The sequence below is a fragment of the Roseovarius sp. genome, from assembly GCF_048262375.1.
Lineage (GTDB): Bacteria > Pseudomonadota > Alphaproteobacteria > Rhodobacterales > Rhodobacteraceae > Roseovarius.
Map to the genome: position 1 here is coordinate 49,230 of NZ_JBLXFE010000009.1, position 17,904 is coordinate 67,133.

17 protein-coding genes and 1 riboswitch are annotated in these 17,904 nt (G+C 62.0%); of the genes, 10 read left to right on the top strand and 7 right to left on the bottom strand.

Annotation, left to right across the window (positions count from 1 at the left end; all coding sequences use genetic code 11):
* Window positions 1-76: 76 nt before the first annotated feature.
* Window positions 77-979: an EamA family transporter gene (locus ACN0SW_RS11585; RefSeq protein ID WP_417728087.1), complete on the top strand. Its 903-nt coding sequence runs from the start codon at window positions 77-79 to the stop codon at window positions 977-979.
* Between the two features lie 41 nt (window positions 980-1,020).
* Entirely contained in the window at window positions 1,021-1,629 is a 609-nt protein-coding gene (locus tag ACN0SW_RS11590; RefSeq protein ID WP_417728088.1) for an inner membrane-spanning protein YciB, read from the top strand.
* Window positions 1,630-1,665: 36 nt separating this feature from the next.
* Here the strand turns inward: ACN0SW_RS11590 and ACN0SW_RS11595 are convergent, their stop codons facing one another.
* From ACN0SW_RS11595 to metZ, 4 genes are all read right to left on the bottom strand, one after another.
* Entirely contained in the window at window positions 1,666-1,887 is a 222-nt protein-coding gene (locus ACN0SW_RS11595) for a hypothetical protein (RefSeq protein WP_417728089.1), read from the bottom strand.
* A gap of 125 nt (window positions 1,888-2,012) precedes the next feature.
* The gene (locus tag ACN0SW_RS11600; RefSeq protein ID WP_417728090.1) at window positions 2,013-2,630 is read right to left on the bottom strand and encodes a hypothetical protein; all 618 of its coding nucleotides are present in this window, start codon (window positions 2,628-2,630) and stop codon (window positions 2,013-2,015) included.
* Between the two features lie 167 nt (window positions 2,631-2,797).
* The gene (gene folE2, locus ACN0SW_RS11605) at window positions 2,798-3,898 is read right to left on the bottom strand and encodes a GTP cyclohydrolase FolE2 (protein WP_417728091.1); all 1,101 of its coding nucleotides are present in this window, start codon (window positions 3,896-3,898) and stop codon (window positions 2,798-2,800) included.
* A gap of 137 nt (window positions 3,899-4,035) precedes the next feature.
* Window positions 4,036-5,220, bottom strand: coding sequence for an O-succinylhomoserine sulfhydrylase (metZ, locus tag ACN0SW_RS11610; RefSeq protein ID WP_417728092.1), 1,185 nt, complete (start codon window positions 5,218-5,220; stop codon window positions 4,036-4,038).
* 58 nt (window positions 5,221-5,278) lie between these two features.
* Window positions 5,279-5,356: riboswitch (SAM riboswitch) on the bottom strand.
* Window positions 5,357-5,668: 312 nt separating this feature from the next.
* Between metZ and ACN0SW_RS11615 the strand changes: the two genes are divergently transcribed.
* The 4 genes from ACN0SW_RS11615 (at window position 5,669) to ACN0SW_RS11630 (ending at window position 9,865) form a co-directional block, all read left to right on the top strand.
* Entirely contained in the window at window positions 5,669-6,328 is a 660-nt protein-coding gene (locus ACN0SW_RS11615; protein WP_417728093.1) for a glutathione S-transferase N-terminal domain-containing protein, read from the top strand.
* Between the two features lie 159 nt (window positions 6,329-6,487).
* Entirely contained in the window at window positions 6,488-6,715 is a 228-nt protein-coding gene (locus ACN0SW_RS11620; protein WP_417728094.1) for a DUF1127 domain-containing protein, read from the top strand.
* Window positions 6,716-6,778: 63 nt separating this feature from the next.
* A complete protein-coding gene (locus tag ACN0SW_RS11625; protein ID WP_417728095.1) occupies window positions 6,779-8,227 on the top strand; it encodes a TrkH family potassium uptake protein in 1,449 nt (482 codons plus the stop codon).
* A gap of 27 nt (window positions 8,228-8,254) precedes the next feature.
* Window positions 8,255-9,865: a 5-guanidino-2-oxopentanoate decarboxylase gene (locus ACN0SW_RS11630; RefSeq protein ID WP_417728096.1), complete on the top strand. Its 1,611-nt coding sequence runs from the start codon at window positions 8,255-8,257 to the stop codon at window positions 9,863-9,865.
* 10 nt (window positions 9,866-9,875) lie between these two features.
* Here ACN0SW_RS11630 and ACN0SW_RS11635 read toward each other — a convergent pair whose 3' ends face one another.
* Entirely contained in the window at window positions 9,876-10,160 is a 285-nt protein-coding gene (locus ACN0SW_RS11635) for a hypothetical protein (RefSeq protein ID WP_417728097.1), read from the bottom strand.
* 312 nt (window positions 10,161-10,472) lie between these two features.
* On the opposite strand from ACN0SW_RS11635, the gene ACN0SW_RS11640 reads away from it, so the two are divergent.
* A complete protein-coding gene (locus tag ACN0SW_RS11640; RefSeq protein WP_417728098.1) occupies window positions 10,473-11,501 on the top strand; it encodes a hypothetical protein in 1,029 nt (342 codons plus the stop codon).
* 111 nt (window positions 11,502-11,612) lie between these two features.
* Complete coding sequence (locus ACN0SW_RS11645) at window positions 11,613-11,936, top strand: 2Fe-2S iron-sulfur cluster-binding protein (RefSeq protein WP_417728099.1); 324 nt, start codon at window positions 11,613-11,615, stop codon at window positions 11,934-11,936.
* 89 nt (window positions 11,937-12,025) lie between these two features.
* Here the strand turns inward: ACN0SW_RS11645 and purD are convergent, their stop codons facing one another.
* Window positions 12,026-13,288: a phosphoribosylamine--glycine ligase gene (purD, locus tag ACN0SW_RS11650; RefSeq protein ID WP_417728100.1), complete on the bottom strand. Its 1,263-nt coding sequence runs from the start codon at window positions 13,286-13,288 to the stop codon at window positions 12,026-12,028.
* 82 nt (window positions 13,289-13,370) lie between these two features.
* Here purD and xseA point away from each other — a divergent pair, with 82 nt between their 5' ends.
* Window positions 13,371-14,864 carry an exodeoxyribonuclease VII large subunit gene (xseA, locus tag ACN0SW_RS11655; RefSeq protein WP_417728101.1) on the top strand — a complete coding sequence of 498 codons (1,494 nt, stop codon included), beginning with the start codon at window positions 13,371-13,373 and terminating at the stop codon, window positions 14,862-14,864.
* Between the two features lie 12 nt (window positions 14,865-14,876).
* On the opposite strand, the gene ACN0SW_RS11660 is transcribed toward xseA, so the two are convergent.
* Window positions 14,877-15,656, bottom strand: a complete 780-nt coding sequence (locus tag ACN0SW_RS11660) for an IclR family transcriptional regulator (protein WP_417728102.1) — start codon at window positions 15,654-15,656, stop codon at window positions 14,877-14,879.
* Window positions 15,657-15,766: 110 nt separating this feature from the next.
* Between ACN0SW_RS11660 and ACN0SW_RS11665 the strand changes: the two genes are divergently transcribed.
* Window positions 15,767-17,893: a malate synthase G gene (locus ACN0SW_RS11665; protein WP_417728103.1), complete on the top strand. Its 2,127-nt coding sequence runs from the start codon at window positions 15,767-15,769 to the stop codon at window positions 17,891-17,893.
* The last annotated feature ends 11 nt before the right edge of the window (window positions 17,894-17,904 follow it).

The window sequence follows — 17,904 nt, forward strand, 5'->3', positions numbered from 1 at the left end:
TCTCTTGGCCCTTTCATCTGGCCAAAAATACCTCGGGGGGGGTGGGGGGCTGGCCCCCCGATGGCGTGAGTTCTGAATGAGCGACTGGCTGATTTCCCTTGAGGGTACAGAGGCGGGGCACCAGCTTGCCCTGATGTTGGCGCTTGCGGCGGCCCTGCTGCATGCGATCTTTGGAGCGCTGCAAAAGGGGCGGCATGATCCCTGGCTGAGCCGGGGCGCGATAGATGCGAGCTATGCCGCCATGGCCGCGCCCTTTGCCCTCTTTGTCGTGCCGTGGCCTGCGCCGCATATGTGGCCGATCTTTGCGGGCGCGGTGGTGATCCATATTGGGTACAAGGTGTTGCAGGCGATGGCCTACACCAAGGGGGCCTATACGGTGGTCTATCCGGTGGTGCGTGGCACCGGGCCGCTCTTTACCGTGATCGGGGCCTATGTGATTTTCGGAGAGGTGTTCACGCCGGTGCAATGGCTGGGGGTGGCGGTGCTGCTGTGCGGGATCTACGGGCTTGCGGTTTATAATCTGCGCACGCTGACCTTGAACCGCGATACCATGCCGCTGGCCTTGGGGTTGGCGGTGGCGACCGGGCTCTTTGTGGCGTTCTACACCACCTATGACGCCTATGGCATCCGGGCTGCGGCCGATCCTTTTACCTTTCTGGCGTGGTTTTTCTTTCTCGATGGCTTGACCATACCACCCTTTGCCTATCTGCGCTGGCGCAATCTGCCGGAACGGCCAAGCATGGGTCCGCTGATGCTGCGTGGCGTGACGGGCGGGGTGGTGGCGTTCTTTTCCTTTGGCTCGATCATGCTGGCCACCCGTCTGGACAAGGTGGGTGAGGCGGCGGTGCTGCGCGAGACCTCGACCGTCTTCGCCGCTCTCATCGGCTGGCTGGTGCTCAAGGACACGGTGGGGCCACGACGTATTGCGCTGATGACCTTGATCGCGGCGGGGGCGGTCATAGTTGAGCTTGGCGGCTGAATGCGCGACAAGCGGCGCAAAGGATAAGGGAACGTGACGTGATGGATAAGACGCAGCCACCCAAATGGGCCAAGCCGGTTTTGGAATTTGGCCCGGTTCTGGGTTTTTTCGCCGCCTATCTCTGGCTCAAAGACCGGGTGTTCACCTTTGGGGGCACCGATTATGACGGCTTTATCGTGGTCACAGCCGGATTTATTCCGGTATTTTTGATCTCGATGGGGCTCTTGTGGCGTCTGACCGGGCATCTGAGCCGGATGCAGGTGGTCACGGCCGGTTTGATCGTGGTGTTTGGTGGGCTCAGCGTCTGGTTCAACGATCCGCGGTTTTTCAAGATGAAACCGACGATGATCTATCTGCTGTTTGGTGGGGTGCTGGGATATGGCCTGATGCGCGGGCGCTCATATCTGCAATATGTGATGGATGGGGTGATGCCGCTTACCGATGCCGGATGGATGATCCTGACGCGGCGTCTGATGGCCTTCTTTTTCGGTCTGGCGGTTCTGAATGAGGTGATCTGGCGCACGCAATCCGAGGAAATCTGGGTCTATTTCAAGACTTTCGGTCTGACGGCGGCGATTTTTCTATTCTTCATGGCGCAAGGCGCGCTCTTTCGTGATCATTCCACCGATGAGGATGACAAAGGAGCATGACAGGGCGGGCCGTGACGGTCCGCCCTTGACATCCGCTTAGGCGTAAAACAGGTCCTTGAAGACGTGATAGACGATATCCTCGCGGCGCAAGCCCATGCGGGCCAGTTCTTCGTCGGATTTCGCCTCAAGCGCCTCAATCCGGTTCTGGCGCGCCGTTACTTTGGCATGCGCCTCCATGCCGCGGAGCAATGCGGCGGTAAACTTTTTCCAGCCCGCGCGCAGCGGTGAGGCGGAAACGTTCGTTGTGATACTTGCCATTGGAAACCTCACTTGAATGGTGTTTGGTTTCCTCCCTGCCCTCAACATAGGTCAGTGAAATTGACGTGACTAGCGCCGAAAAGGAATGGCCGGGTTGCATTCGCTGCATCCCGGCCCTTTGAAAATCAGTCTTTTTTCAGCTTGGTCGCAATGTCCGGCATGGCGGGCGGCTGTGACGGGGCGCGCGGGCGCTTGGGCGTTGTCGGCTCTGCCTGTGCCATCTCGGCGGCCTTGGCCGGTGCGGTGGGTGTCGTCGTTTGCGGTGCCGCTTTGACCTCGGCCTGCGGCGTGGGTTTGTCAGCAGAGATTTTTTCAGCCGGTACGGGGGCAGGTTTGGTTGCCACTACGGGCGCGACCTGTGCCGCCACTGACGCCAAAGGCGCTTCGGGCGCGGGCTTTGCCGCCGGTACGGGCTCAGGTTTGGCGGTTGCGACAGGCGCGGGCTTTTTTACCTCAACCGGAGCGGGGGAGGCGGCTGCAACCGTGGCACGTTTGGCGCGGCGTGGCTTGGCTGGGGATTTTGCGACAGACGCCTTGGTTGCGGGCGCCTTGGTCGCGGGCGCTTCGGCCTTGACCGGGGTTGCAGGTACGGCAGCCTTGGCTGCCAGTCCACGCGACAGCATCCCGGATTTCAACGCGGCCTCACCAAAGACTTGCGCCACGCGGAGCTGTTTCTCGATCATATATCCGGTCAAGCGTATCCCGGCGGCGGACAGTTTCAGCGGAAGGTCAGGGGCAAGCATGTTTTCGTCCTTTTCAGCAGCTGCGCGCCTGCGTCTATCGCAAGCGGATGACAGGAGTATAACGTGGGCAATGCTGCGTCGCAGCAATTTGACCAAAGGTCAAATCACAATCGCAGCTTTGCGCTGTTTTTTGCTGAAACTTTGAACGAAATGCCCGAAATTCGAACTTATCGCCCGTGAATTAAGGTTTGAAACAGTTTGGGATCGAGACTTTGGGCGGCAAAGGTTTCGCCCTCGGTCAGAACGCTGACCGCGTCGTGGCTGTGCAGGCTTTCTTGATGGCTGGCGACCACACGGAAATCCCCGATGCGCGGGTCGGCCAGCAACTGCTCGCAAAAGAGCCGGGCTGCATCCTCGACAAAGATCGGGTTGGCGGCGTTCAACTCGGCAAAAGCCTGCTCGTCTTCGCGCTTGACCATGACTTGGGTCTCGGTTGGGACGGCACGACGCGCCAATTCAATCAGATCCTCGAACCACAGGCAGTCAGTATTGGCCCGTTCGACCGAAATCCGCGCGACCGAGCGCTGTGAATGAGGCGTAGCCAGTTGACCGCGCGCAGATCGCGCATGCTCGCTGAGTTCCAGCGAACAGGGGCAGGTTGAGGAATAAACATAGTCGAGATGCATGAACTTGCGCTTGATCCCGTCTGTTTCGATCAGTTCCATCGCGATGTCATAATACTGAAACCCCTCCAGTCCGGATCGCAGCGACCGCACCTTGGCCGGGTAGGACAGGCACATTTGCAGCCGCGCATCGACCGAGTCGAGATCGGAGATGTAATCGTTCAGCGCCGCTTCCATGACCTCGGCGCTGAATGTCTTTTCGGCATGTTTGTAAAAACTGCGCATAATCCGGGACATGTTGATGCCCTTCTTGCCCGCATCAAGGCTGACGGTGCCGGTGACAGAGGTCTCCAAGGTCAGATCGCCGTTGCCGCGGGTGTGATAGCGAATTGGCAGGCGGAAATTGGAAATTCCCACATGCTGCAACTGCTGCTTGCTGCCGCGAATGAGTGAGGCCGGACCATTCTGCAAATCGGGCAGTGTGGCGAGATAGGCAGGATCGGTCGCGAAACCCTCAGGATAAGCGCGCGCCAGAGTTGGATAGTTCGCCACCTCGCCCGAGGGCAGGAGCCGTGCAATAGCGGGGTCGAGATCGGCCACTTCTTCTGGCGACGCGGCGCGCGCCCAGTCGCGCAGCAGCGCCAACGCTTCTTTGGCCTCGTCCCGATCCGGGGCAGGCTTTATCTCAGACGGATGCACATTCATCGCAAAACTTCCTTATCCGCTCTGCCAGATTTTTGCATACATCATAACGGCAGGAATTTCTATTATCGTAGCGATCTACGTTAAAAGCGGCAAAGCGGATCATTCAAACCCCGAAAATGGCTGGAAAACCTGTCCTCTCAGGCTGTGGCGTTCAGCGCCTTGCGGATGTCGTCGATGAGATCGTCGGTATCTTCCAGACCAATGCTCAGCCGCACAAGCCCCGGCGTGATGCCAAGCGTCGCCTTTTGATCCGCAGGCAGTCGTTGATGCGTGGTGGTGGCGGGATGGGTCACGATGGATTTCGCATCGCCCAGATTGTTCGAGATGATGACGATCTCCAGCGCGTTGAGGAAACGGAAGGCCGCCTCTTGCCCGCCCTTGATGTCGAGTGCCAGAACCGTTCCGCCCGCGCCCATCTGCGCGCGCACCAGATCGTGCTGCGGATGGTCGGGCAGCCCCGGATAGACCACCCGCGCCAGACGCGCATCGCCCTGCAAGGCCTCGGCAATTGCCTGCGCGCTTGTTGCCTGCGCCCGCACCCGCAGGTCGATGGTTTCCAAGCCCTTGAGCATGACCCAAGCTGTGAAGGGCGACATCGAGCCGCCAGTGTGTTTCATGTAAGGCTCGACCGTGCCGCGAATAAATTCACGCGTGCCAAGGATCACACCGCCCAGCGTGCGGCCCTGTCCGTCGATATGCTTGGTTGCCGAATAGACCACCACATCCGCGCCCTGCTCAATCGCCCGGGAAAACACCGGCGTCGCAAAGACATTGTCCACGAGCACCAGCGCGCCCGCCGCATGCGCCAATTCCGCCACAGCGCGGATGTCTACCACATCGAGCGCGGGGTTCGAGATCGTCTCGAAGAAGACCGCCTTGGTGCCGGGGCGGATCGCTGCGCGCCATTGTTCGATGTCAGTTCCATCTACAAAGGTTACCTCAACCCCGAACCGGGTCAGAATTTCCTCTAGCACATAGAGGCACGACCCAAAGAGCGCACGCGCCGACACCACATGATCGCCCGCCCGCAACATCGAGGTCAGCGCGCCCGAGACCGCCGCCATGCCGCTTGCGGTGGCAAAGGCGTCCTCGGCCCCCTCCAGCGCCGCGATGCGCTCTTCGAACATTGCCACGGTAGGGTTGCCGTAACGGGCATAAATGAACTCATCCGCGCCCGCCTTGATAAAGCGGGCTTCGGCGTCCTCAGCGGTGTCGTAGACGAACCCTTGGGTGAGGAAAATCGCCTCGCTCACCTCGTTATACTGGCTGCGCCGTGTGCCACTATGCACCAGTTTGGTGCGTTTTTTCCAAGTCTCGCTCATCTTTGTCCTCCGGGCCGCTTCGCCCATGAAAAAAAGCCCCGTCGCGGTCAAGCGAAAGGGGCCTTTCATCCTGACCTCTTTAGCGGTTTGTTTAACGTGGCCCGCAATCCGGTAACAAATCGCCACAGACGCGCATTACTCCTGCGCGCCGCCTGCGTCAACACTGTCGCGTATGTTTCACGCAGGCGTCACCAGAGCGGCATATGCGCCAGATACCCCACAAACACTATATTTGGCGGGGTGACGGGCCTGCCATTGTCCCATGTGACCGTGGTGCCAATGGCCGGGTGCCGCCTGCGGGGGGATCTGATCTCGGCGCGGATTGGCCGTCTTGAGGGGTTTGAGCGCCGCCTGTCGTACACCGTCACCCTGTCAGAGATACGCCTACCCTTGCCAACGGGGCGCAAACCGGCATTCTGCCCGCAGATAACGCCAAGGAGAGTGACAGATGACTGACCCCATTGACCTCTATTTCTGGCCCACCCCCAATGGCTGGAAAATATCCATCGCACTTGAGGAAATGGGTCTGCCGTATCGCTGCCATCTGATTGATATTGGCGCGGGCGATCAACATGCCCCGGCATTCCTTGCAATCTCGCCCAACAATCGCATCCCCGCGATCACTGATCCCGATGGGCCGGATGGCGCACCGATCCATATCTTCGAATCTGGTGCTATCCTGCTCTATCTCGCACGCAAGACCGGGCAGTTTTATGGTCAGAGTGCACGCGACCGCATCGCCGTCGAGCAATGGCTCATGTGGCAAATGGGCGGCGTCGGGCCAATGGCGGGACAGGCGCATCACTTTCTGAAATTTGCCCCCGAGGACATCCCCTATGCCAAGGACCGCTACCGCGGTGAGGTTGCGCGCCTTTACGGCGTTTTGGACCGGCAATTGGCCCGGAATGAGTATGTCGCGGGCGATTTCTATTCCATAGCAGATATGTCGCTCTGGGGGTGGTGCTCGCTCTGGGAGGGGCAGCAACAGACGCTTGCGGATAAACCGCATTTCGCGCGGTGGCTTGAGGTTGTGGGCGCGCGTGAGGGCGTGAAACGCGGTCGCGCACTGCATGCAGACATGCGGCGCGATCCGACAGCCAAGCCGTAAAGCGTAAAGAGCAAGGCATCGGGTGACATCCGTCGGATGGGATATGCTGCATTGCAGCAACACTCTGGGTGACAGTGCAACAGGCAGGCGATTTTTGCAGCCCGTTGCGGTATCGTGATCGCAGGGAGGGAACCTATTCAATCCAAGAAAGGGACCCCTATGGCCGAGACCGACCTGACGCCCCGTTTCATGCCCGCCCACTGGCGCCGCGATCTGGATCTTTTTCTGGCGGAACGGGCCGCCGGAATGAATGGTTATCTGTTGGCGCGCCAGCGGCTGCCAAGCGTGGCGCATCTCCAGAGCCTCAACGATTCCGAACTGGCCAGCATGGGCCTGAAACGCGCCGATATCCCGGCTTTTGTATTCGAGGACATGTTGACCGAATGAGCCTGACCTGTTGGTGTTGATCCAGCTTGACAGTCTCAACACCAACGGCCAAGTCTGCGCCTCATGTTCGATATGCGACCCGTGGGATATCTTGTTGGCCTGATGGTCATGGCCATGGGCCTGACCATGGCGCTGCCGCTGTTGGTGGATATCGCCGAGGGGCGCGAGCATTGGCCGGTCTTTGCCGAGAGCATGATCGTGACCTGTATCACGGGCGGGCTGGTGGCGCTGGCTTGTAAAAATTCCATGGGGCAGGGGCTGAGCATCCAGCAGGCCTTTTTGCTGACCACATTGGTTTGGGTGGCGCTGCCGCTCTTTGGCGCGCTGCCGTTCATGCTGGGCGAAACGAAATTGGGGTTCATTGACGCCTTTTTCGAAGCGATGTCCGGCGTTACGACCACCGGGGCCACAATGATTGCCGGGCTGGATGATCTTCCCAAGGGCCTGCTCTTGTGGCGGGGCATCCTGCAATGGCTGGGCGGTCTGGGGATTGTCATCGTGGCGTTGGTGTTTTTGCCAGAGATGCGGGTGGGGGGCATGCAGTTCTTTCGCGCCGAGGGGTTTGACACCTTTGGCAAGGCCTTGCCGCGCACCCTCGATATCTCAAAGGGTGTACTCAACGTCTATCTGGGGCTGACGGCGGTCTGTACGCTGACCTTTCTGATCTTGGGGATGGGGGCGTTTGATGCGACGGTTCACGCGCTGACCACTGTATCGACCGGCGGCTTTTCCTCTTATGACGAATCATTCGGAAGGTTTCCGGGCGCGCCGCAATATGCCTGCGTTCTGTTCATGATCCTTGCGAGCCTGCCGTTTGTTCGGATGATGCAGGGGGTTCATGGCAATATTGGTCCGCTCTTTCAGGATACGCAGGTGCGCACCTATCTGCGCTGGCTGGGCTATGCGTTTCTTCTGGTGGCGGGCTATGATCTGGTGATGAATGGTCGGATCACCGAAGAAAGCCTGCGTGAGCGGCTGTTCAACGTGGTCTCGATTTTCTCCGGCACCGGGTTTGGCGACGGCGATGTGACAGCTTGGGGAAATTTCCCGTTTGTGGTGCTGATCGTGGTTGGGGCGATCGGGGGCTGCACCGGCTCTACCGGCTGTTCAATCAAGATTTTCCGCTACCAGCTGATGTTGCGCGCGCTGGGACAGCAGGCGCGGCGCATTTTCAACCCGTCCAGCGTGATGATCCTGCGCCACGAGGGGCGGAAGGTTGAGGATGAGGTGCTGCAATCGGTGATGCTGCTCTTTACAATGTATATCCTGTCGCTCGGGATTTTCTCGGTCGCACTGGAACTGACCGGGTTGAGTTTCATTGAATCGGTGACCGGGGCATGGACCGCGATTTTCAACGTTGGTCCCGCCTTTGGCGCGAGTGTGGGGCCGACCGGATCGCTCTTGGCTTTTCCGGACGGGGCCAAGGCGTTGATGATCCTTGCCATGTTGATGGGACGGCTGGAGATTCTGGCCGTGATCGTGCTTATCCTGCCGTCGTTCTGGCGGCCCTGACCCCCGTGACCTGAAAAGGAGCCTGACATGGCTGAGAAATCCGCAGATTTTCGTGCAATGGCGCCCTTGGGGGCGCAGATCAGCCATATGTTGAAAGCGCGCGGGATCGAAGTGATCTTTGGTATTCCGGGCGTGCATAATCAGGAAATGTACCGTGGCATTGAGGAGGCCGGGATCACCCATGTTCTGGCGCGGCACGAACAGGGGGCGGGCTTTATGGCCGACGGCTATGCACGGGCCAGTGGCAGGCCGGGGGTGGCCTATGTGATCACCGGGCCGGGGTTGTGCAATATCCTCACGCCGCTGGGGCAGGCGTGGTCGGACAGCGTGCCGGTGCTGGTGTTGTCCTCGTGTCTGGACGAAGCTGCGGCGCAGCAGGGCCAGTTGCACCAGATGCGCGATCAGCGTGCAGCAGCCGCCTGTGTCTGCGAATGGAGCGAAGAGGCGCGCGATGCCACAAGCGCTTACCGGCTGATTGACCGGGCGCTGACGGAATTCGCGACGCAGCGGGGCCGGCCCCGGCATATTCAAGTGCCGATCGCGGTGCTGGAAGGATTGGCCGAGGCGGCGCCCGACGCAGTGTCCTTAGCCCGAACCCCTGCGTTGACAACCGAGGGGGTAGCCGAAATCGCCACGGCGCTGAACCATTCAAAAAAGCCGCTGATCATCCTGGGTGGCGGTGCGGTCAAGAGCGCTGCGGATTGGCGCGAGATTGCCACGCGGCTGGGGGCTGCGACATTCACCACCTACGCCGGGCGCGGGATCATGGCGGCGGGCGCGCCGCTTGATTTCGGGGCCTATCTGGCGCGCCCCGACAGCGCGTCGGTCATTGCTGAGGCTGATCTGCTGCTGGTCGTGGGCAGTGAGCTGTCGCAAAATGATCTCTGGCGCGCGGAGCTGGGGCATCGCGCGCCGCTTATCCGGGTGGATATCGATGCGCGCGTGCTGGGCGGGGCTGTGGCGGGTAGCCAACGCATACTGGCCGACGCAGGCGCATTGGCGCGGGCGCTCTTGGAGCATGATCTCACGCGCAGCGCGGGCTGGCGGCCAGAGGAGATCACATCCGCGCGCGCCCGCTGGCGGGCAGAAAGCGATGCCGAACGCCCCGGTATCGCCAGCATTTGTGATCTGCTGCGGGCGGCCTTGCCCGAGGACACCATGATCTATTCCGACATGACGCAATTTGCCTATGTCGCCCAGGAGGTCTGGCCGATGGAGCGTCCCGGTCATTGGCACCATCCCACCGGCTTTGGCACGCTGGGCTATGCGTTGCCTGCCGCGATTGGCGGGGCGATGGCGCGGCGTGGCAAGCCCACGGTGTGCATCGCAGGGGATTACGGATTTCAGTATACGGTTCAGGAGTTGGGCACGGCGGTAGAGCAGGGATTACCGCTGCCGATTCTGATCTGGGACAACACCAAGCTGAAAGAGATCGAGGACAGCATGGTGCGCGCGCAGATCGCGCCCAATGCGGTCAAGGCGCATAATCCGGATTTCTGTGCTCTGGCGCGGGCTTACGGCGCGCATGCGGTGGCACCGCAGAGCGCTGCAGAGCTGCAAGAGGCGGTGCTGGCGGCGCTGAGGGCTGACCGCCCCACGCTGATCCACATGACACCTGTGCTGTCGGCGCAGGACTGAGCGCACGCGGTCAATAGACGTCGCTGCGACCGCTCACCGAAATATAGCTCGGACAGCCGGGCCGTGCGGTGTTGATGATGAGATACCAGACGGTTTCCCCCGGTCGTCCCGCGCGGGAATATTCGCAGCCCGAGGGGTGGGTCCACCACTGGCCCTGATGGCTAAGCGGCGGCATCACGCTGATTTTTTCAACCTTGATCTGGCTGGCGCGGCCAATTTGCCTTGAGATATCCGCGGTGGCGACCCCGGTGAGCCCGAGTGTGATGGCCGTGATAAGCGACAGGATGGGTTTCATATTCCGGGCTCCGTTCTTGCGGTTGGGGGCTGTTCTGGCAGGGGCAGCCGCTGTGGTCTGAGCGCCACTCCACCGCCCCGCGGGGGCGCGTTGGCGTCAGGACCGTGGCAAAAGAACGACTCTTGCCGCGAATTACTCCCAGTTTTTACGAAATTCCCGTGGGTTGCGGATGTCTTTACGAGGGATAGACAGGCCTGTGCGTTCAGCGATGCGCCCCGCCCCTGTCGCTCGGATACGGGCGTGTTATAAGGGCGTCGGGCGGCTGCGGTTGGTGGCGGCCCTGATTTGCTCTCAGACCACAGGCGCGTGCTCATGCCCGTTGTTACCTTTCATGTCGGCATGCCGAAATGCGCGACGACGACGATCCAGAGTTTCCTTGCCGAGCGGGCCGGTTGGCTGGGCGCGCAGGGGCAGGTTTATGAGCGCCATCCCGATGATCGCACGCGCAATCAGGGCAACGCCGCGCAATTGGCGGCGCTTTGCGCGGCCAAGGATTTGGACCGGCTGACCGAGTATTTGCGGTACTTTCTGCGCTCGCGGCGGGATGTGCTGCTGAGCAGTGAGATCCTGTTTGATCTGGGGCGAGAGGATGGGTTTGCCCCTCTGCGCGATGCGGTCGGGCAACATGGTTATGACCTGCGGGTACTGGTCTATCTCAAACGGCAGGACCTGTGGATCGAGAGTGATTTCAAACAACACGTCAAGGGGCGAACCGCTTGGGTCGAGGGGTTTGACAAGCTGCTGCAGATGCGCCTGTCACGGGGGACGCTGGATTATCATCGATTGCTGTCGAATTGGGCCGGGCAGGTGGGGCGAGATCGCATGACCGTCGTGCCGCTCAACCCGTCGCAGCCGCATGATTATGCCGTCCAAAGATTTCTGGAGGTGATCGACCTGCCGCAGCCAGAGGGCGATTTGCATGTCCCGCGCCAGAATGTAAGCCCGCCTGCCGCGATGATCGAGGCCGCCCGGCACATCAAGGCGGCGCTGCTCGCGCAGGGTCTTGGGCCTGTGGAGATTGCGCCGCTGCTTGCGCAATTCTTTACAGAATCGGCAGCGGAGGGGCGTTCGGGGCAGGACTTGGGGGTTCTGAGCCCGGCGGCACGGCGCGATTTGCTGGACCGCTGTTCCGCGTCCAATGCGGCGCTGGCGGCGTCGTTTTTGGGAGGGCGGGCGCCATTTGACGCACTCGGACCGGACGCAGAAGAGGATTGGGTGTCTCTGTCGGAGAGGGCCGTGGATTGTCTGTCTGGCAGGGTGGCGTCCTCCATGTTGCGTTCCAAGCCTGAGGGGGATGCGCCGTCGTTTCTAGGGCGGCTGCAAGGATTGCTGCGTCGCTGAACGGCTGAACAGGTCGCAAATCTTTTCTGACGGGTACAAATTGGGCTGGTCTCAGCCGGGAGGCTTGATTAGGTAGTTGAGCGATAGCGACGCAATGGAGTAAGCCCAAACATGGCTAAAATCACCTATATCGAGCATAATGGCACGCGGCACGAGGTCGAGGTCGCCAATGGCCTGACCGTGATGGAAGGCGCGCGCGACAATAATATTCCGGGCATTGAGGCCGATTGCGGCGGGGCCTGCGCCTGTTCAACCTGTCATGTCTATGTCGATCCGACGTGGGTAGAGAAGCTGCCTGCCAAGGATGATATGGAAGAGGATATGCTTGATTTTGCCTATCAGCCTGATCCCGAACGCTCGCGCCTGACCTGTCAGATCAAGGTGACGGATGCGCTGGATGGTCTGGTTGTTCAGATGCCGGAAAAACAGATCTGAGACACGCGGCGCGGATGCGGCTCAGTTGAATTTCATCTGGCCTTAAATACCTCGGGGGTGTGGGGGCAGGGCCCCCACCTGCCTGCGCCTCAGAGCGCACGCCAGCCGATGTCGCGGCGGCAAAACCCCTCTGGCCAGTCGATCCGGTCCACCATGGCATAGGCCCGATTTGCGGCGTCGCGCAGGGTGGTGCCGCGTGCAGTGGCGGCCAGAACGCGGCCACCGGTGGCGGTGATCTGCGGGCCCACGCGCGTGGTGCCAGCATGAAAAACCATGTGAAAGCTGTCCTCGGGGCAGGTATCCAGCCCCTTGATCACGCTGCCTTTTTCATAAGCGCCGGGATAGCCCTGTGCGGCCAGAACCACCGTGAGGGCGTGATCATCGGCCCAATTGACGGACATCTCATCGAGCCGCCCCTCAGCGGTTGCAAGCATGAGGTCGAGCGCCTGCGCGCCCAAACGCATCATCAGCACCTGACATTCGGGATCGCCAAAGCGGCAATTGTATTCGACCAGCCGTGGCATGCCGTCCTTGATCATCAGTCCAACAAAGAGCACGCCTTGATAGGGGGTGCCGCGCCGCGCCATTTCGCGTAAAGTAGGGCGGACGATCTGATCCAGCGCCTTGGCCGTCACCGCGTCGGTCATCACCGGGGCGGGGGAATAGGCCCCCATGCCGCCGGTATTGGGGCCGGTGTCGCCTTCGCCCACGCGCTTGTGGTCCTGCGCCGTGCCGATGGGAAGGGCGGTTTCTCCGTCGCAGAGCACAAAGAAGCTGGCCTCTTCGCCCTCCATGAATTCTTCGATCACGACCTCTGCCCCGGCGATGCCGAATTCGCCGCTGAACATGTCGTCAAGGGCGGCGAGCGCCTCTGCCATGGTCATTGCCACGATCACGCCTTTGCCTGCGGCCAATCCGTCGGCCTTGATCACGATGGGAGCGCCCTGAGCCTCGACATAGGCGCGGGCGGCGGCGAGGTCGGTGAAATGGGCATAGGCGGCGGTGGGGGCGTTTGCCGCGTCACAGATGGATTTGGTAAAGCTCTTGGAGGCCTCGAGCCGTGCGGCGGCAGCGGAGGGGCCAAAGACCAGCAATCCGGCCTCGCGCAGCCGGTCGGCCACGCCTGCGGCCAAGGGGGCCTCGGGGCCGATGATCACGAAGTCAATCGCTTCGGCCTCGCAGAACCCGGCGAGCGCGCCGCCGTCGAGAATATCGAGGCTGGCGCATTCGGCGATTTCCGCGATGCCCGCGTTGCCGGGGGCCACGATCAGCCGGTCGCATTTGGGGTTTTGCAGCACTGCCCATGCGAGGGCATGTTCACGTCCGCCTGATCCGAGGATGAGAATGTTCATGGCGGGCAACTCCTGCTTGGCCTTGGTTGGCCTGCGTTCTAAGGTGGCGGGCAGACAGACACAAGGCAGGAGGCGCGCGCGCATGTCCGATCTGATCGACGATCCCCAAGAGGGCGGCAATGCCCCGGAGTTTTCCGTCTCTGACCTGTCGGGGGCGATCAAGCGGATGATCGAGGGTGAGTTTTCTCATGTGCGGGTGCGCGGCGAGTTGGGGCGAATTTCTCGGCCAAGGTCGGGGCATATCTATCTCGATTTGAAGGATGACAGCGCGGTATTGGCCGGGATCATCTGGAAAGGGGTTGCCGCGCGTTTGGCGGTGCAGCCGGAAGAGGGCATGGAAGTGGTGGCGACGGGCCGTCTGACCACATTCCCCGGCCAATCGCGTTATCAGATCATCATCGAGGATCTGAAACCGGCGGGCATGGGCGCGCTGATGGCGATGCTGGAAAAGCGCAAGGCGGCATTGGCCGCGGAGGGGTTATTTGCGCCAGAGCGCAAGCAGCCGTTGCCTTATCTGCCGGATGTGATCGGGGTCGTCACCTCTCCCTCAGGGGCCGTGATCCGCGACATTCTGCACCGGTTGCGGGACAGGTTTCCGCGCAAGGTGCTGATCTGGCCGGTCGCCGTGCAGGGCGACAAATGCGCGGGTGAGGTGGCGCGGGCGATCCGGGGGTTCAATGCGATGACGCCCGGCGGCGCGCTGCCGCGTCCTGACCTCATCATCGTGGCGCGGGGCGGGGGATCGGTTGAGGATCTTTGGGGCTTCAACGAGGAAATCGTGGTGCGGGCTGCAGCGGAGAGTGTGATCCCGCTGATTTCCGCCGTGGGCCATGAGACCGACACGACGCTGATTGATTTTGCCTCTGACAAGCGCGCGCCCACGCCGACGGCGGCGGCAGAACTGGCGGTGCCGGTGCGGTTGGACCTCTTGGCTTGGGTCGAGGGGCAGGGCGCGCGGCTGAGCCATGCGCTGAGTCAGGGGGTGGGCCTGCGCGCTCAGCGGTTGCGCGATCTGGCGCGGGCCTTGCCACGTCCAGAGATGTTGCTTGATGGGCCGCGCCAACGGATGGACGCCTTGGGCGAGCGGCTGCCTGCCGCGCTGATCCGCTCGGTGCAGAGCCGGCGGGTGCGGCTGTCCGAAACGGCGGGGGCGCTGCGCCCGGCACTCTTGCGGCGTGCGGTCGAGGGGGATCGGCGGCGGTTAGAGAGTACGGCGGCGCGGCTGAATGTGCATGCGCTGAACCGTGACATTGCGCAGAAGCGGCGCGATCTCGACCGGTTGACGCTGCGGTTCTCGGATGCAGCAGGGCGGCAGGTGCGGGGCTGGCAGGATCGGCTGGCGGCATTGGACCGGCTGCGCGAGACGCTGGGATACAAGGCGACCCTGAGGCGCGGCTATGCGGTGGTGCGCGGTGATGGCGCGGTTGTGACCACGCGCAAGGCGGCGGCTGGGGCTGTGGCCTTGGAAATCGAATTTGCCGATGGGCGGTTGGATTTGTCGGGGCCGGTCGCGGGGACCCCCGCGCCGAAACCCAAGGCGAAAACACCGCCCGAGGGGCAAGGCAGCCTGTTCTGAGGCGGCGGGCGGTTACGCTGGTTTCTGCCCGCCGATGCGTTGGGTCAGTTCCGCCGCCGCGTCGGCCACTTGCCGCCCGACCACGTCGAGCCGGGAATCGGGCAGGCGCGCGGCCAGACCCGAGACCGAGATGGCGCAAACCGCCTCGGCCTGCGGCGACCAGACTACGGCGGCAAGGCAGCGCAGGCCTGTGACATGTTCCTCGTCATCCAAGGCATAGCCCTGTGCGCGGATGCGTTTAATATCGACCATGGCGGTGGTCAGGCTGCGATGCGAGCGTTTGGTCATCGGGTGAAACCCGGTGCGTGCCACGAAATCCGCTATGTCGGCATTGGGCCAAGTGGCGAGAATCGCCTTGCCCATGCCCGAGCAAAAGGCGGGCACACGCCCGCCGGGGGGCGAGATGGCGCGCATGATCTCGCGGCTTTCGACCTGTGAAAGCGTCACAAGTTCGTCCTGATCGAGAATTCCAAGATTGGCGGTTTCGCGCGTGGTATCACGCAGGTGGCGCAAGAGCGGCAGCGCCGGGGTCACGAAATTATGCCGCCGGGCAAAGGCAGTGCCCACGGAAAACGCGCCGCGCCCCACATGCCAGAGCGCACGCTCTGAATCGAACTGGGCGAAATGCTGCAATTCCAGCGTGGTGAGTAGGCGGTGTGTGGTCGAAACTGCAAGGCCCGCCAGCCGCGCCAGATCCGACACGCGCGCGCCCTCATCCTGCTGGCTGAGCAGGTGTAGCAGGCGCAGCGCGCGCGCGACGGATTGGACGCCTTGGGATTGGGGATCGGACATGTTCGGTATACCTTTCCATACAATGGAAAACATTTTTCCCGTTCTTACAAGTCCCGCAGGGCTGAAGTAGCTGCAAATCCGATAATTTCCTGATTACCGAAGGGACGACCATGACCACATATGTAGAGCGTCACGGCCTGAGCGTGGCTGCACCGCTGGCCCGTCTGATCGAAGATGAGGTGCTGCTGGGGCTGAGCGCCGATCAGTTCTGGTCCGGCTATGCCGCACTGTTGCGCGATCTGGCGCCGAAGAATGCAGCGCTTTTGGCCAAGCGTCGCGCCTTGCAGGTGCAGATTGACGACTGGCACCGCGCGCGGCAGGGACAACAGTTCGACGGCGCGGCCTACCGCGACTTTCTGACCGAAATCGGGTATTTGGTGCCTGAGCCAGAGGCGTTCGAGCTGGGCACGCAGAATGTGGATGCCGAAATCGCGCAGGTGGCGGGGCCGCAATTGGTGGTGCCGGTGATGAATGCGCGTTTCGCGCTCAATGCCGCGAATGCGCGCTGGGGCAGTCTCTATGATGCGCTTTATGGCACGGATGCGATTTCCGGCACGGCGCAGGGACCGGGCTATGATGCCGCGCGCGGCGCGCAGGTGATTGCCTGGGCGCGGGCGCATCTGGATAAGGTGGCGCCGCTGGGTGCGGGCTCTTGGGCGGATGTCGAGGCGTTGGATGTGAACGGCGGATTGCAGATCACGGTGGGCGGTCAGGCGACGGCGCTGGCCAAGCCCGAGCAGTTCGCGGGCCATACCGCAGGCGGCAATATCTTGCTGCGGGTTAACGGGCTCATGATTGAGATCGTGATTGACCGTGCCTCGGCCATTGGTCGCGACGATCCCGCAGGCATTGCCGATCTGCGGATCGAGAGCGCGCTGACCGCGATTCAGGATTGCGAGGATTCGGTCGCGGCGGTGGATGCCGACGACAAATGCGTGGTCTATGGCAATTGGCTGGGTCTCATGCGCGGCGATCTGGAAGAGCGGTTCGAGAAGGGCGGGCGGCTCTTGACCCGACGTCTGAACCCGGATGTGACCTATGTCGATCCGCAGGGGCAAGAGGTGGTACATCCCGGTCGTGCGCTGATGCTGGTGCGCAATGTGGGGCTCTTGATGACCACCGATGCGGTGCTGCTGGATGGCAAGGAGACACCCGAGGTGATGCTGGATGCCGCCGTCACCGTCGCGGCGGCGATGCATGATCTGGCGCGCGGGCCTGCGGGCAATTCACGGGCGGGATCGGTTTATGTGGTGATCCCCAAGCTGCATGGGCCGGAGGAATGCGCCTTTGTCGATACGCTCTATGGGCGGATCGAGGATGTGCTGGGGGTGCCGCGCAATACTGTCAAGCTGGGGGTGATGGACGAGGAGCGGCGCACATCGGCCAATCTCATGGCCTGTATCCGGGCGGTCAAGGATCGCTGTGTGTTCATCAACACCGGGTTCCTCGACCGGACCGGCGATGAAATTCACACCTCGATGCAGGCGGGGCCGGTCATTCCCAAGGGCGAGATGCAAAAGGCCATCTGGCTCGCGGCTTATGAGGCCGGGAACGTCGATGCGGGGCTGGCGGCAGGCATGACCGGGCGCGGGCAGATCGGCAAGGGCATGTGGGCCAGACCCGATGACATGGCCGATATGCTGGAGGTCAAGATCGCCCATCCCAAAGCCGGGGCCAATACCGCTTGGGTGCCCTCACCCACGGCGGCGACGCTGCACGCCACGCATTATCATCAGGTCGATGTGGCCGGGCTGCAAGCGGCGTTGAAGGGGCGGGATCGTGCATCGCGCGCCGATCTATTGACGCCGCCACTCATGGTGGGGCGGAACCTCTCGGATGAGGAAGTGCGGCGCGAGTTGGACAACTCCTGTCAGTCCATCCTCGGCTATGTGGTGCGTTGGGTCGATCAGGGCATTGGCTGTTCCAAGGTGCCGGACATCAACGATGTGGCGCTGATGGAGGATCGCGCGACCTTGCGGATTTCCTCGCAATATCTGGCGAATTGGCTTATCCACGGGGTATGTTCGGCAGAGGAGGTCGATGCCTCGTTGCGGCGGATGGCACCCAAGGTGGATGCGCAGAACGCCCATGATCCGGCATACCGCACCATGGCCCCCGATTTCGACGGGGCGGCGTTCAAGGCGGCGCGGGATCTGATCTTTGAGGGGGCCAAGCAGCCCTCGGGTTATACCGAGCCGCTGCTGCATGCGGCGCGGCGCGGGGTTAAGGCAGCGTAAGGGGGAAGGTC